Origin of the sequence: Streptomyces sp. BE303 (assembly GCF_036290945.1) — a bacterium.
In the GTDB taxonomy this organism is placed as follows: domain Bacteria; phylum Actinomycetota; class Actinomycetes; order Streptomycetales; family Streptomycetaceae; genus Kitasatospora.
Genome location: NZ_JAQYWZ010000884.1, coordinates 88,119 through 101,269, shown reverse-complemented (window position 1 = coordinate 101,269; position 13,151 = coordinate 88,119). Strand labels below are relative to the sequence as shown.

Genomic DNA, 13,151 nt, shown 5'->3' with positions numbered 1-13,151 from the left:
GCTGTTGAGTTCTCAAGGAACGGACACTTCCTTCAGGCGGCTTTCACACCGGCCCTCCGGGCGCTTCGTTCTTTCGTGTTTCCAGCTTACCAGACGTTTTCCGCTCCGTTTTCCGGAGTTTCACTCACCTGACTCGCTTTCGTACTTTGAGCTTATCAGACGCTTTCCGCTCCGCTTCCGGCGCTTCCTTCGTCCAACTCGCTGGCGTCTTCTGCGGCTTGACGCCCCGTCCGACGTTTCAAACTCTAGCCGACCCCCGCTCCGAAAAGCGAATCCGGCCGCAATCCCCTGAAATGAGCACACCGAATAAGACCTGCGCAGTGAAAGCCGAAAGGCATGACGCGACACGATCCGCACGGGAAGTGGTGTTTCAGAGGATTGGCCGCCCCGGGACCGTCCGCGCTGATGCGTGTCCGGTGCTCCCTGCCGAGCGACTAGAGAACACTACGCCCGATGGGGTGGAGGTGCAAACCCTCCCGGGCGGCGCCGGCCGCGGAAAGCCCGCAGGCCGGTCCGCCGGGGAGCGGACCGGCCTGCGGGGCCCGGCGACGGACGGGGGAACCCGCCGTCGGGAGGCTCAGCTGTTGGTCGGGAAGCCGAGGTTGATGCCGCCGTGCGAGGGGTCGAGCCAGCGCTGGGTGACGGCCTTGCCGCGGGTGAAGAAGTGAACGCCGTCCGCGCCGTAGGCGTGGGCGTCACCGAACAGCGAGGCCTTCCAGCCGCCGAAGGAGTAGTAGGCGACCGGGACCGGGATCGGCACATTGATACCGACCATGCCGACCTCCACCTCGTACTGGAAGCGCCGGGCGGCGCCACCGTCGTTGGTGAAGATGGCGGTGCCGTTGCCGTAGGGGTTGTCGTTGATGAGCGCCAGACCCTCCTCGTAGGAGGCGACCCGCACCACCGAGAGCACCGGGCCGAAGATCTCGTCGCTGTAGACGGACATGCCGGGCTTCACGTGGTCGAACAGCGTCGGGCCCAGCCAGAAGCCGTCCGCCGTGGGCGTGCCGTGAAGGTCCTCGACCGTGACCGGGTGCTTGCGGCCGTCGACCGCGAGCTCGGCGCCGTCCGCGAGACCGGACTCGACGTAGGACGTGACCTTGTCCCGGTGCTGGCCGGTGACCAGCGGGCCCATCTCGGACTCGCCGTTGCAGCCCGGGCCGACCGTGAGGGTGGCGATCCGCTGCTTGATCTTCTCGACCAGCTCGTCGCCGACCGGGTCGACCGCGACCAGGACGGAGACCGCCATGCAGCGCTCGCCGGCCGCACCGAAGCCGGCGTTGACGGCGGCGTCGGCGCTCAGGTCGAGGTCGGCGTCGGGCAGGACCAGCATGTGGTTCTTGGCGCCGCCGAGCGCCTGGACGCGCTTGCCGTAGCGGGTGCCGGTCTCGTACACGTACCGGGCGATGGGGGTGGAGCCCACGAAGCTGACCGACTTGATGTCCGGGTGCTCCAGCAGGCGGTCGACGGCCACCTTGTCACCGTGCACGACGTTGAAGACGCCGTCCGGCAGGCCGGCCTCCTTCCACAGCCCGGCCAGGAAGTTGGCGGCGGACGGGTCCCTCTCGGAGGGCTTGAGGACGACGGTGTTACCCGCGGCCACCGCGATCGGGAAGAACCACATCGGCACCATGGCCGGGAAGTTGAACGGCGAGATGATCGCGACGGGGCCGAGGGGCTGGCGGATCGAGTAGACGTCGATACCGGTGGAGGCCTGCTCGGTGAAGCCGCCCTTGAGCAGCTGCGGGATGCCGCAGGCGTACTCGACGACGTCCAGACCGCGGGCGATCTCGCCGAGCGCGTCGGAGTGCACCTTGCCGTGCTCGGCGACGATGATCGACGCCAGCTCGTCCCGGCGGGCGTTGAGCAGCTCGCGGAAGGCGAAGAGCACGGAGGTGCGCTTGGCGATCGACGCGGTGCGCCACTCGGTGAACGCCGAGGCGGCGGCGGCCACCGCCTGGTCGACCTCGGCGGTCTCCGCGAAGTCGACGTGGCCCGTGACCTGGCCGGTGGCCGGGTCGAAGATGTCACCGCGACGGGGCGCGGCACCGGCGGTGGCGACCGGCCGGCCGCCGATCCAGTGGGTGATGTGCTTGCTCAAGGTCCGTCTGCCTCCGAAGTCCCGGGCGGCATCAAGCCACCGGTCCCTTGTGTGACGCCGCCCGCGCGGTGGCCGGGCGACGGGGTCACGGGGCTACCGCGCTCGGCACCCAGTCTGGTCGCCCTCGCCGACGGGCTCAACGAACAGGCTGACGGGTATCGACGGTTCAGCCTTACAGGTCGTCGGGCGGGCGCCCGGAGAGCAGGCCGGAGTGGCTCCCGAGGGCCGGGAGGAGGGGGCGCGGGGCGGACGACGGAGGGCGCAGGGCGGGAGAGGTCACGCCTCCTCCTCGTCCTCCAGGTACGGGTCGTGCAGGCCGTCGGCCGCCTCCTGGGTCTCCAGCAGGTCGAGCCTCAGGTCCTGTGCCCACGCGAGCGCCCACCGCTTCAGCGCGTCGACCTCCTCCGCGGGACAGCCCCGGGCCCGGAACCGGCCGTCGGCGGCCTCGGCCAGGGTCTCCAGCCGGTCGGCGAGCACCGCGGGCTGGAAGTCGGCATCGAGCGCGGTGGCCAGCGCGAGGAGCTCGCCCTCCCGGTACCAGGCGGTCAGCGCGTGCACGTCGATGAGGTCACGGGGCAGGGCCCGGTCGGCGAGCAGCGCCGTGGTGAGCGCCGCAGCGTCCTCCAGCGCGACGGCCGTCACCGCCAGCGGGGCCTCGGGCCCGCCCAGGCCGACCCGGACCGGCCGGTGGCCGAGCGGTTCCTTCCGCAGTTCGACGGCGTGCGACCTCCCACCGAGGGTGAGCCGGACGGAGAGCTGTTCCATGCGCGGCGTGCCCGGCCGCTCGGCGACCCCGCCGCCGGCCGCCCGGTAGGTGGCGGCCAGCTCGGCGGCGGCCTGCGGCAGGTCGGTGGTGCCGTCGGCCACCAGGGTGAGCCCGTCCTGGGGGCAGGCCGGAACGCCGTGGGCACGCAGGGCGTGCCCACCGGCGAGGGCGAGTCCGGTCCGGTCGCAGACGGGCCTGGCCAGTTCGGCGAGACGCAGCTGGGCCGGGTCCGGGCGGAGGGACGGGTCGACGGCGTCCGGGGCAGTGGTCACCCCTCCAGTCTGGCGCGCCGCGCCATCCCGTGCGCCGCTCCCCCGCACCGTTCCGGGCGGGTGGCTGCCGGGCCGCCGAGCCCGACCGGCAGGGGGACGGCCAGGGACGGCCGGGGACGGCCCGGAGACGGCCCGGGGACGGCCCGGCGGTTCACCCGTCGCTCAGCCCCGCGGCGGCCTCGTGGAGGACGAGCTCCAGGACGACCGGGTCGTTGAGCCGTCCGGTGCCGTCGGGCGGGACCAGCCAGCGGACGCCCCGGCTGCGCCGGCCGGGGTGCGGCACGACGATCCAGGTCCCCTCGCCCGCGCAGCGCACGCCGGTGCCGACCCACCGGGCGGCTGTGCCGACGGGGACCAGGAACCCGATGTGCTCGTCCCCGAAGTCGGCCAGGACCGGTCCGCAGGACCGGGCGCCGAGCAGGTCCACGGCGGGCCGGCCGAGCCGGCCGGGCACCGAGAGAAGGTCCCAGCGACGCCCGGCGGGGAGCAGCATCAGGCCGAAGCCGGTGCGTTCCCACTGTTCCCGGAAGGCCTCCGGGTCCGGTGCCGCCTGGGCCAGCCAGTGCAGTCCGGTGTGTTCCATGTGTGGTCCCCGCTTCTTCGCGTCGGTGCTGTCCGAGACACGGCGGGGGACAGTGAGACCCGCCGTCACCAACGAGAGGCGGACGGCGGGTCTCTCTTACACAGGTCCAAGGGTCGCCCGGGTCACACCTGGGCGACCCGACGGCCGCAGCCGTCGGCTACCGGCTACCGGTCAGCTGTCGAAGCCGAGCCCCATCCGGTCGAGGGCGCGCAGCCAGAGGTTGCGCCGGCCGCCGAGGCGGTCGGCGCGCTCCAGCGACCGCGTGGTGATCTCGATGCCCGCCCAGCGGACCGGCTCGGGCGGGAAGGGCAGCGGCTTGCGGCGGACCATCTCCAGGTCGGTGCGTTCGGTGCGCTCCCCCGACAGCAGGTCGAGCATCACCTCGGCGCCGAAGCGGGTGGCGCCGACGCCGAGGCCGGTGTACCCGGCGGCGTACGCGACCCGGCCGCGGTGGGCGGTGTCGTAGAACGCCGAGAACCGGCTGCAGGTGTCGATGGCACCGCCCCAGGCGTTGGTGAAGCGGACGCCGTCCAGCTGGGGGAAGCAGCGGGCGAAGTTCTGCGCCAGGGTGTCGAAGGTCTGCGGCCGCTGGTCGTACTCCCGGCGCAGGTGTCCGCCGAAGTGGTAGACGGCGTCGTAGCCGCCCCAGAGGATCCGGTTGTCGGCGCTGAGCCGGAAGTAGTGGAACTTGTTCGCGCTGTCGCTGAGGCCCTGCCGGCCGCGCCAGCCGATGGCGGCGAGCTGCTCGTCGGTGAGCGGCTCGGTCATCAGGGCGTAGTCGTACACGGGGACGATGTACGGACGGACGCGCCGGAGCAGGGACGGGAAGGCGTTGGTGCCGAGGGCGACCTTGCCCGCGAACACCCGGCCGTGCGGGGTCCGGACGCTCATACCGGCGCCGTCGTCGTTCAGGTCGAGCGCGGGGGTGTGCTCGAAGATCCGCACCCCCTGGGCGAGGCACGCGGCCCGGAGGCCCCAGGCCAGCTTGGCGGGATGGACCATGGCCACGCCGTCCCGGTCCCAGACGCCGCCGAGGAAGGTCGGCGAGTCGACCTCGGCCCGCAGCGCGTCGGCGTCGAGCACGGTGAGGTCGAGGCCGTACTCGGCGACGGCCTCGGCGAGCTCGTGGAGTTCGTCGAGCTGGTGGGGCTGGGTGGCGATGTCGATCTCGCCGGTCCGCTCCCACTCGGCGTCGATGCCGTACCGCTCCAGGGTCGCCTCGATGCCGTCCAGGTTGGCGGCGCCGAGGCGTTCCAGCCGGCCGAGTTCGGCGGGCCAGCGCTGCAGGCCGTTGCCGAAGCCGTGGGTGAGGCTGGCGGCGCAGAACCCGCCGTTGCGCCCGGACGCGGCCCACCCGATCTCCTGCCCCTCGACCAGGACGACGTCCAGCGAGGGGTCGCGTTCCTTGGCGATCAGGGCCGTCCACAGGCCGGAGTAGCCTCCGCCGACGACCAGGAGGTCGCAGGTGGTGGGACCGGCCAGGGCCGGCAGGGCCGGGGGGCGGCCGGGGTCCTCCAGCCAGAAGGGGGTGGGCCTGGCGTCAGCGAGCGCGCGGGCGGAGTCCATGCATTATCAGCCACTTTCTGCACGTAGAACGGTACGGAGGGTTGGTCAGGCGGCGGCCTTGCGACGGTTGCCGAGCCACTGGCCGGCCACCGTGAGCACGACCGCGGCGGCGAACATCGCGGTGCCGATGACGTTCACCTGGACCGGGATGCCGCGCTGCGAGGCGCCCCAGACGAACATCGGGAAGGTGACCGTGGTCGGTCCCGAGTTGAACTGGGTGATGATGAAGTCGTCGAAGGAGAGCGCGAAGCTGAGCAGCGCGCCCGCCGCGATGCCGGGGGCGGCGAGCGGCAGGGTGACCCTCAGGAAGGTCTGGACGGGGGTCGCGTAGAGGTCCTGGGCGGCCTGTTCGAGCCGCGGGTCCATGCTCATCACACGGGCCTTGACCGCCGTCACCACGAAGCTGAGGCAGAACATGATGTGCGCGATGAGGATGGTGGTGAAGCCGAACGGGATGCGCATGTTGAGGAAGAGCGTGCCGAGCGAGGCGGCCATCACCACCTCCGGCATGGCCATCGGCAGGAAGATCATGGCGCTGGTGGCGCCCTTGCCGCGGAACCGGTAGCGGGCCAGTGCGAAGGCGACCATGGTGCCGAGCACGGTGGCGCCGACGGTGGCGGCCACCGCGACCTGGAGGCTGAGCGACAGCGAACCGCACATCTCGGCCACGCCGCAGGGGTCGGTCCAGGCGTCGGTGGAGAACTCGTTCCACTCGTAGTTGAACTTGCCGACCGGCTTGTTGAACGAGAACGCGAGCACGACCAGGTTGGGGAGCACCAGGTAGGCGAGGGCCAGCAGGCCGGCGAGCACCACCAGGTTGCGGCGGATCCATGTGATCACTCTGGACATCAGACCAGTTCCTCCGTCCCGGCCTTGCGCATGTAGACCGTCACCACGCCCAGGATCAGGGCCATCAGGATGAAGCTCAACGCGGCTGCCGTGGGGTAGTCGAGCACGTTCAGGAACTGCTTCTGGATGCCGTTGCCGACCATCTGCTCGCTCGGCGAGCCCAGCAGCTGCGCGTTGATGTAGTCGCCGGACGCCGGGATGAAGGTGAGCAGGGTGCCCGCGACGACGCCGGGCAGCGAGATCGGGAAGGTCACCTTGCGGAAGGTCGTGAACGGGCGGGCGTAGAGGTCGCCGGCGGCCTCGTGCAGGCGCGGGTCGATCCGCTCCAGCGAGGTGTACAGCGGCAGGATCATGAACGGCAGGAAGTTGTAGGTGAGGCCGCAGACCACGGCGAGCGGGGTGGCGAGCACCCGGTCGCCGGAGGTGAGGCCGAGCGCGCCGGTGACGTCGAGGACGTGCAGCGCGTCGAGCGCGCCGACCACCGGGCCGCTGTCCGAGAGGATGGTCTTCCAGGCCAGCGTGCGGATCAGGAAGCTGGTGAAGAACGGCGCGATCACCAGGATCAGGATGACGTTGCGCCAGCGCCGGCCCGCCTTGAACGCGATGGTGTAGGCGAGCGGGTAGCCGATGGCCAGGCAGAGCACGGTCGCGGTGGCGGCGTAGCCGAACGACCGGACGAAGTGCCACCGGTACTCGACCAGGGCGTCCCAGTACGTCGCGACGTGCCAGGTGACCCGGAAGCCGTCCTCCAGCGAGCCGGTCTGGAGCGAGGTGGACGCCTGGTACACCATCGGCACCGCGAAGAAGACGACCAGCCAGGCGGTGCCGGGCAGCAGCAGCCAGTACGGGGTGAGCCGTCGCCGGGGGCGCGGTCCGGGACCAGGGGGGCGGGCGCCGTCGGGGGGTATGGCCTCCGCGGGGGCCGCCGGGATGGTGGTGGTCATGCCGCCGCCTCCCCGGTGCCCGCGTCGATCGCCTGGGCGGCGTCCAGGGCGAAGGAGTGCGCCGGGTTCCAGTGCAGGACGACCGGGGCCCCGGGGACGATCCGGGCGTCGCGCTCCATGTTCTGCTCGAAGACGGTGACCTCCTGGCCGCCGTCCGTGCGCACCAGGTACTGGGTGGAGACGCCGATGAAGCTGGAGTCGACGACGGTGCCGACCAGGCGGTTGCGCCCGTCGGCGACCTCGGCGGAACCGTGCTCGATGGTGATCTTCTCCGGCCGTACCCCGAGGTGGACCCGCTTGGCCTCGGCGGCACAACGGGCCCGGGGCACGGTGAGCCGGGTACCGGCGGCGGTGAGCAGCAGGTCCTCGCCGGCGCTGCCGGTGACGTCGGCGGGCAGCAGGTTGGACTGGCCGAGGAAGTTGGCCACGAAGGTGGTGGCGGGGTTCTCGTAGAGCTCGGCGGGTGCGCCGAGCTGTTCGACCCGGCCGCCGTTCATCACCGCGATGGTGTCGGCCATGGTCATGGCCTCCTCCTGGTCGTGGGTGACGTGGACGAAGGTGATGCCGACCTCGGTCTGGATCCGCTTGAGCTCCAGCTGCATCTGGCGGCGGAGCTTGAGGTCGAGGGCGCCGAGCGGCTCGTCGAGGAGCAGCACCTGCGGGTGGTTGATCAGGGCGCGGGCCACGGCGACGCGCTGCTGCTGGCCGCCGGAGAGCTGGTGCGGCTTGCGCCGGGCGTACGCGCCGAGCTCGACCAGTTCGAGCATGTCCTCGACCTGCTTCCTGACGTCCTTCTTGCCGCGCCGGCGCAGGCCGAAGGCGACGTTCTCGAAGATGTCGAGGTGCGGGAAGAGCGCGTAGCTCTGGAAGACCGTGTTGACCGGGCGCTTGTACGGGGGCAGCGCGGTGACGTCCTGGCCGCCGATCAGGACGGTGCCGGAGGTGGGCTCCTCCAGACCGGCGATCATGCGCAGGGTGGTGGTCTTGCCGCAGCCGGAGGCGCCGAGCAGGGCGAAGAAGGAGCCCTGCGGGACGGTCAGGTCGAGCGGCTGGACGGCGGTGAAGGCGCCGTAGGTCTTGCCGATGCCGGTGAGGCGGACGTCGCCGCCGGCCGGGGTGCGCAGCTGGTCTGTCATGGGGGTCTCTCTGGTCGCGGCCGTCGGGGGTCAGGCGCCGATGAGCTTGGAGAACTTCTCCTCGAAGGAGCTCTCCTCGGCCTCGGTGAGGGTCCGGAAGACGTGCGCCCTGGCCGCCATCTCGGGGGTGGGGACGACCAGGGGGTTGGCCGCGGTGTCGGGGGAGAGTGCGGCGAGCTCGTCCTTCATGCCGGTGACGGCGGAGACGAAGCCGATGCCGGCGACCAGCTGCGCCGCGATCTTCGGCTGGTAGTAGAAGTCGATCAGCTTCTCGGCGTTGGTCTTGTGCTGGGCCTTGGCCGGGACCAGCAGGTTGTCGGTCGAGGAGACGAAGCCCTTCTCCGGTATGACGAACTCGATGTCCGGGTTGTCGGCGCGCAGCTGGATCAGGTCGCCGCCCCAGGCGACGCAGGCGGCGATGTCGCCGGAGGACAGCTCCTGGCCGTAGTCGTTGCCGGTGAAGCGGCGGATCTGCTTGCTGTCGACGGCCTTCTGCAGCCGGGCGATCGCGGCGTCGTAGTCGTCGGCGGTGAACTTCGCCGGGTCCTTGCCCAGGTCGAGCAGGGTCATGCCCACGCTGTCGCGCATCTCGGAGAGGAAGGTGACCCGGCCCTTGAGGTCGGGGTCGTCGAGCAGTTGGGAGATGCTGCCGACCTCCTTGCCCCTGGTGGCCTTCCGGTTGTAGGCGATGACCGTCTGGATGCCGGCCCAGGGGTACGAGTAGAGCCGGCCCGGGTCCCAGTCGGGGGCGCGGAAGCGGGACTCGACGGTGGTGATGGCGGTGGTGACGTTGGCCGGGTTGAGCTTCTGCGCCCAGCCGAGGCGGATCAGCCGGGCGGCCATCCAGTCGGTGAGCACCACCAGGTCGCGGCCGGTGTCCTGGCCGGCCGCGAGCTGCGGTTTGACCTTGCCGAAGAACTCGACGTTGTCGTTGACGTCCTCGGTGTACCTGACCTTGATGCCGGTGGCGGCGGTGAAGGCCTCCAGGGTGCCGTGCTTCTCCTTGTCGTTCTCGTCGGCGTCGACGTAGAGCGGCCAGTTGGAGAAGTTGACCTCCTTCTCGCCTTCCGAGAGGTCCTCGGCGGCGTTGGCGGTGGAGTCACCGGTGCCGGCGGTCCTGGCCGGCGGGATACCGCAGGCGGCCAGGGTCCCGGCGCCGGCGGCCAGGGCGGCGGCCCGCAGTACGGTGCGGCGGCCGACCGCGGCCCGGCCGCTGGTGAGGCTGCGTTCCCAGGCCTTGCGGACCGGATCGGGCAGACCGTCGGTGAGCTCGTTGAACGCCATGGAACGGGCCTCCTGGGGCAGGGGGGTGGGGGTCCCCCGGGGGTTATCTGTCTCCGAAGACGGTGCGGTGCCAGTCCTTGCGCGCCACAGCGGTGGTGTCGAACATGACGTGCTTGACCTGGGTGTACTCGTCCATCGAGTACTGGGACATGTCCTTGCCGTAGCCCGAGGACTTGTAGCCCCCGTGCGGCATCTCGCTGATGATCGGGATGTGGTCGTTCACCCAGACGCAGCCGGCCGCGAGCTCGCGGGTGGCGCGCAGCGAGCGGTGGACGTTGCCGGTCCAGGCGGAGGCGGCCAGGCCGAAGGGGGTGTCGTTGGCCAGCCGCAGGCCCTCGTCGTCGGTGTCGAAGGGCAGCACCACCAGCACCGGGCCGAAGATCTCGCCCTGGACGACCTCGCTGTCCTGCGCGGCACCGGTGATCAGGGTCGGCAGGTAGTAGGCGCCGGGGGTGAGGTCGGTGCCGTCGTGGCCCTCGGTGCCGGTCGCGCCGCCGGTGACCACGGTGGCGCCGGCCGCACGGGCGCGCTCGACGAAGCCGGCCACCCGGTCCCGGTGGGTGTGGGAGACCAGCGGGCCGAGGTCGGTCCGCGGGTTCAGCGGGTCGCCCACCCGGACGGCCCGGTACAGCTCCGCGACGCCGGTCACGAAGGCGTCGTAGAGCGGCCGCTGGACGTAGGCGCGGGTGGCGGCGGTGCAGTCCTGGCCGCTGTTGATCAGCGAGGCGGCGACCGCGCCGTGCACGGCGGCGTCCAGGTCGGCGTCGTCGAAGACCACGAAGGGGGCCTTGCCGCCGAGCTCCAGGTGGGTCCGCTTGACGGTCGCGGCGGCCAGCTCGGCGACCCGGCGGCCCACCGGGGTGGAGCCCGTGAAGGAGACCATCGCGACGTCCGGGTGGGCGACCAGGTGCTCCCCGGCGGTCCGCCCGGCGCCGGTGACCACGTTGACCACGCCGTCCGGGATGCCGGCCAGGGTGCAGGCCCGGGCGAACATCAGCGAGGTCAGCGGGGTCAGCTCGGCCGGCTTCAGGACGACGGTGTTGCCCGCCGCGATCGCCGGGAGGACCTTCCAGGCGGCCATCTGCAGCGGGTAGTTCCACGGCGAGATCGAGCCGATCACGCCGATCGGCTCGCGCCGCACGTACGAGGTGTGGTCACCGGAGTACTCGCCGGCCGCCCGGCCCTCCAGGTTGCGGGCGGCGCCGGCGAAGAAGGCGGTGTTGTCGATCGTCCCGGGGACGTCGAACTCGGTGGAGAGCTTGATCGGCTTGCCGGTCTGCGCGGTCTCCACCCGGGCCAGGTCGTCGGCGGCGCCGGTGAGGACGGCGGCCAGCCGGGTGAGTGCCTCGGAGCGTGCGCCGGGGGTGGCACCCGCCCACTCCGGCAGCGCGGCCCGGGCGGCGGCGACGGCCTCGTCGACCTGCCCGGTGGAGGCGAGGGTGACCTGCTCGACCACGCTGCCGTCGGCGGGGTTGACGACCTGGAAGGGCTCGCCCCTCCCCCGGTCCGACCGGCCCGCGATGTACTGCGCGCCCGCGCCGAAATCGGTCAGGTCCATCTGGTTCCTCCAAGTTCCCGGTGGTTCGACCGCCCGTACGGCGTCCTTGATCATCCCTGCGGGGCCGCACGCGCCGGTGGACGAGGGGCCCGTTCGGCGTGGTCGGACTGGTCGAGTCGCCGCGCCCGCGGTCCAGGGGAATCCGTTCCGACAGGTCGCCGGGATCCGCGATCCTGGCAAGACCGATGGGGGTCCGGCAAGGGATTCCGCTGTTGCTTTCTGGTTACGCCACGGATTCCGGGGGTGCTGCCCGTGTTTCGCCACAGCCGACCCGCTGACCATGCCCAATGCCGCAGGGGCGTGACAAGGGTCACTCCGCCAACCTCGAAGCTCAGGGCCTTACAGGGTGCAAAGGTTCGGTCGGGGTGACAGGTCGTCGCCGGGATGGATGATTTACCTGACACTCTGAACCCTGGAGGCAGCGATGCTCCCCACCGTCGCCCATGTCCTGGACCTGGAGGTGATGCGGCGCGGCCTGCCCCAGGTGGTCGCCGGCGCCGCCCATCTGGAACGCCCGGTCCGCTGGGTGCACGTCAGCGAGCTGCCCGACGTCGCCGGCGTGCTCCAGGGCGGCGAGCTGGTCCTCAGCACCGGCATCGCCCTCCCCGAGGACCGCGAGGGACTCGCCCGCTACGTCCGCGACCTCGCCGACGTCGGCGTCGCCGGGCTGGTCATCGAGTTCGGCCGGCGCTACTTCGACACCCTGCCGCGGGCCCTGGTGCACGCCGCCGAACAGCGGGGCCTGCCCCTGATCGCGCTCCGCCGCGAGCTGCGCTTCGTCGCCGTCACCGAAGCGGTGCACGCCCTGGTGGTCAACGCCCAGCTGGAGCAGCTGCGCACCTCGGAGGCGATCCACCAGGTCTTCAACGAGCTCGTCGTGGAGGGCGCCGAACCGGTCGAGGTGGTCCGCCAGGTCGCCCGGATAGCGGGTGCCCCGGTCGTCCTGGAGAACCTCGCCCACCAGGTGCTGACCCACGACCCCGCCGGCCGGCCCGAGGCCGACCTGCTGGAGGACTGGGAACGCCGCTCGCGCGGGGTCCGCCCGCCCGGCCGCACCGGCCACGACCCGCGCAGCGGCTGGCTGGTCACCACGGTCGGCGCCCGCGGCCAGGACTGGGGGCGGCTGGTCCTGGTCCAGGACCCCGGCCCGCTGTCCGACGACGGCCCGCACCCGAACACCATGCTGCTGGAGCGCGGCGCCTCGGCCCTGGCCCTCAACCGGCTGGTGGTCCGCGACCGGGAGAGCCTGGAGCGGCAGACCCACCGCACCCTGCTCTCCGGCATCCTCACCCACGCCCTCACCGTCTCCGAGGTGGCACTGCGCGCCCAGGCGCTCGGCGTCCCGCTGGAGAGCCGCCGACTGGTCGGCGTGGTGCTGCGGCAGCGCCGCGGCCCGATCCCCGCCGCGCTGGAGGCACAGGCCCGGCTGCGCGACTTCACCGAGCTGGCGGCGAGCGCGGTCCGCGCCTGCCGGCTCTCCGCCCTGGTCGGCGCGCTGGACGACGAGGGCGTCGGCGTCCTGATCGCCCTCGGCCCCCAGCAGGAGGAACACGCCTCGCTGGACGCCTTCGCGGCGGCGCTGCGAAGGCTGGCCGCCGAGGCCGCACGCGACGCGGCCGCGCCGTCCCCCGTCGTCGCGGTCGGCTCCTCGGTCGGCTCGGTCCGCGACGCCCGGCGAACCCTGCTGGAAGCCACCCAGGTCGCCGACGCCGCCCTGCACGACGCGCCCGGCGGCCGGGCGGCGGCGTACTACCGGCTGCCCGACGTCCGGCTGCGCGGCCTGCTGCACCTGCTGCGCGACGACGCCCGGCTGCAGACCTACGTGGAACGCGAGCTGGGCCCGCTGCTCGCCTACGACGCGGAGCACAACGGCCAGTTGGTCCGGATGCTGCGGATCTATCTGGAGCAGGGCCGGAACAAGTCGGCGGCGGCCGACGCCGCGCACCTGTCCCGGCCGTCCTTCTACGACCGGCTGCACAAGGTCGAACGGATCCTGGGGGTCGACCTCGACCAGGTGGAGTCCTGCCTGTCGCTGCACGTCGCCCTGCTCGCGCTGGACGCCGTCCGGCGCTGAGCGTGACCCGCCGCGAGG

General features: G+C 72.0%; 10 protein-coding genes. 1 reads left to right on the top strand and 9 read right to left on the bottom strand.

What is annotated here, in order from left to right:
• Positions 1-577 precede the first annotated feature (577 nt).
• The 9 genes from PUR56_RS33515 to PUR56_RS33475 all read right to left on the bottom strand — a co-directional run bounded on the left by PUR56_RS33515 (position 578) and on the right by PUR56_RS33475 (position 11,059).
• A complete protein-coding gene (locus tag PUR56_RS33515) occupies positions 578-2,101 on the bottom strand; it encodes a CoA-acylating methylmalonate-semialdehyde dehydrogenase (RefSeq protein WP_329951697.1) in 1,524 nt (507 codons plus the stop codon).
• Positions 2,102-2,377: 276 nt separating this feature from the next.
• Positions 2,378-3,139: a hypothetical protein gene (locus tag PUR56_RS33510; RefSeq protein ID WP_329951696.1), complete on the bottom strand. Its 762-nt coding sequence runs from the start codon at positions 3,137-3,139 to the stop codon at positions 2,378-2,380.
• 151 nt (positions 3,140-3,290) lie between these two features.
• Positions 3,291-3,722, bottom strand: a complete 432-nt coding sequence (locus PUR56_RS33505; RefSeq protein ID WP_329882912.1) for a hypothetical protein — start codon at positions 3,720-3,722, stop codon at positions 3,291-3,293.
• Between the two features lie 171 nt (positions 3,723-3,893).
• The gene (locus tag PUR56_RS33500) at positions 3,894-5,288 is read right to left on the bottom strand and encodes an NAD(P)/FAD-dependent oxidoreductase (protein ID WP_329951695.1); all 1,395 of its coding nucleotides are present in this window, start codon (positions 5,286-5,288) and stop codon (positions 3,894-3,896) included.
• A gap of 45 nt (positions 5,289-5,333) precedes the next feature.
• The gene (locus tag PUR56_RS33495) at positions 5,334-6,137 is read right to left on the bottom strand and encodes an ABC transporter permease (RefSeq protein WP_329951694.1); all 804 of its coding nucleotides are present in this window, start codon (positions 6,135-6,137) and stop codon (positions 5,334-5,336) included.
• The gene (locus PUR56_RS33490; RefSeq protein WP_329951693.1) at positions 6,137-7,081 is read right to left on the bottom strand and encodes an ABC transporter permease; all 945 of its coding nucleotides are present in this window, start codon (positions 7,079-7,081) and stop codon (positions 6,137-6,139) included. Before PUR56_RS33490 ends, PUR56_RS33495 begins: the two co-directional genes overlap by 1 nt.
• A complete protein-coding gene (locus PUR56_RS33485) occupies positions 7,078-8,217 on the bottom strand; it encodes an ABC transporter ATP-binding protein (RefSeq protein ID WP_329951692.1) in 1,140 nt (379 codons plus the stop codon). The genes PUR56_RS33490 and PUR56_RS33485 overlap by 4 nt, the downstream gene beginning before the upstream one ends.
• Positions 8,218-8,247: 30 nt before the next feature.
• The gene (locus PUR56_RS33480; protein WP_329951691.1) at positions 8,248-9,501 is read right to left on the bottom strand and encodes a polyamine ABC transporter substrate-binding protein; all 1,254 of its coding nucleotides are present in this window, start codon (positions 9,499-9,501) and stop codon (positions 8,248-8,250) included.
• A 43-nt stretch (positions 9,502-9,544) separates the two neighbouring features.
• On the bottom strand, positions 9,545-11,059 hold the full coding sequence (locus PUR56_RS33475) for a gamma-aminobutyraldehyde dehydrogenase (RefSeq protein ID WP_329951690.1): 1,515 nt from the start codon (positions 11,057-11,059) through the stop codon (positions 9,545-9,547).
• Positions 11,060-11,483: 424 nt separating this feature from the next.
• Between PUR56_RS33475 and PUR56_RS33470 the strand changes: the two genes are divergently transcribed.
• Positions 11,484-13,133, top strand: a complete 1,650-nt coding sequence (locus PUR56_RS33470) for a PucR family transcriptional regulator (protein ID WP_329951689.1) — start codon at positions 11,484-11,486, stop codon at positions 13,131-13,133.
• The last annotated feature ends 18 nt before the right edge of the window (positions 13,134-13,151 follow it).

Coding starts and splice junctions, on each gene's coding strand:
- PUR56_RS33480 (WP_329951691.1), bottom strand. CDS start 9,501: ATGGCGTTCAACGAGCTCACCGACGGTCTGCCCGATCCGGTCCGCAAG.
- PUR56_RS33500 (WP_329951695.1), bottom strand. CDS start 5,288: ATGGACTCCGCCCGCGCGCTCGCTGACGCCAGGCCCACCCCCTTCTGG.
- PUR56_RS33505 (WP_329882912.1), bottom strand. CDS start 3,722: ATGGAACACACCGGACTGCACTGGCTGGCCCAGGCGGCACCGGACCCG.
- PUR56_RS33495 (WP_329951694.1), bottom strand. CDS start 6,137: ATGTCCAGAGTGATCACATGGATCCGCCGCAACCTGGTGGTGCTCGCC.
- PUR56_RS33485 (WP_329951692.1), bottom strand. CDS start 8,217: ATGACAGACCAGCTGCGCACCCCGGCCGGCGGCGACGTCCGCCTCACC.
- PUR56_RS33475 (WP_329951690.1), bottom strand. CDS start 11,059: ATGGACCTGACCGATTTCGGCGCGGGCGCGCAGTACATCGCGGGCCGG.
- PUR56_RS33490 (WP_329951693.1), bottom strand. CDS start 7,081: ATGACCACCACCATCCCGGCGGCCCCCGCGGAGGCCATACCCCCCGAC.
- PUR56_RS33470 (WP_329951689.1), top strand. CDS start 11,484: ATGCTCCCCACCGTCGCCCATGTCCTGGACCTGGAGGTGATGCGGCGC.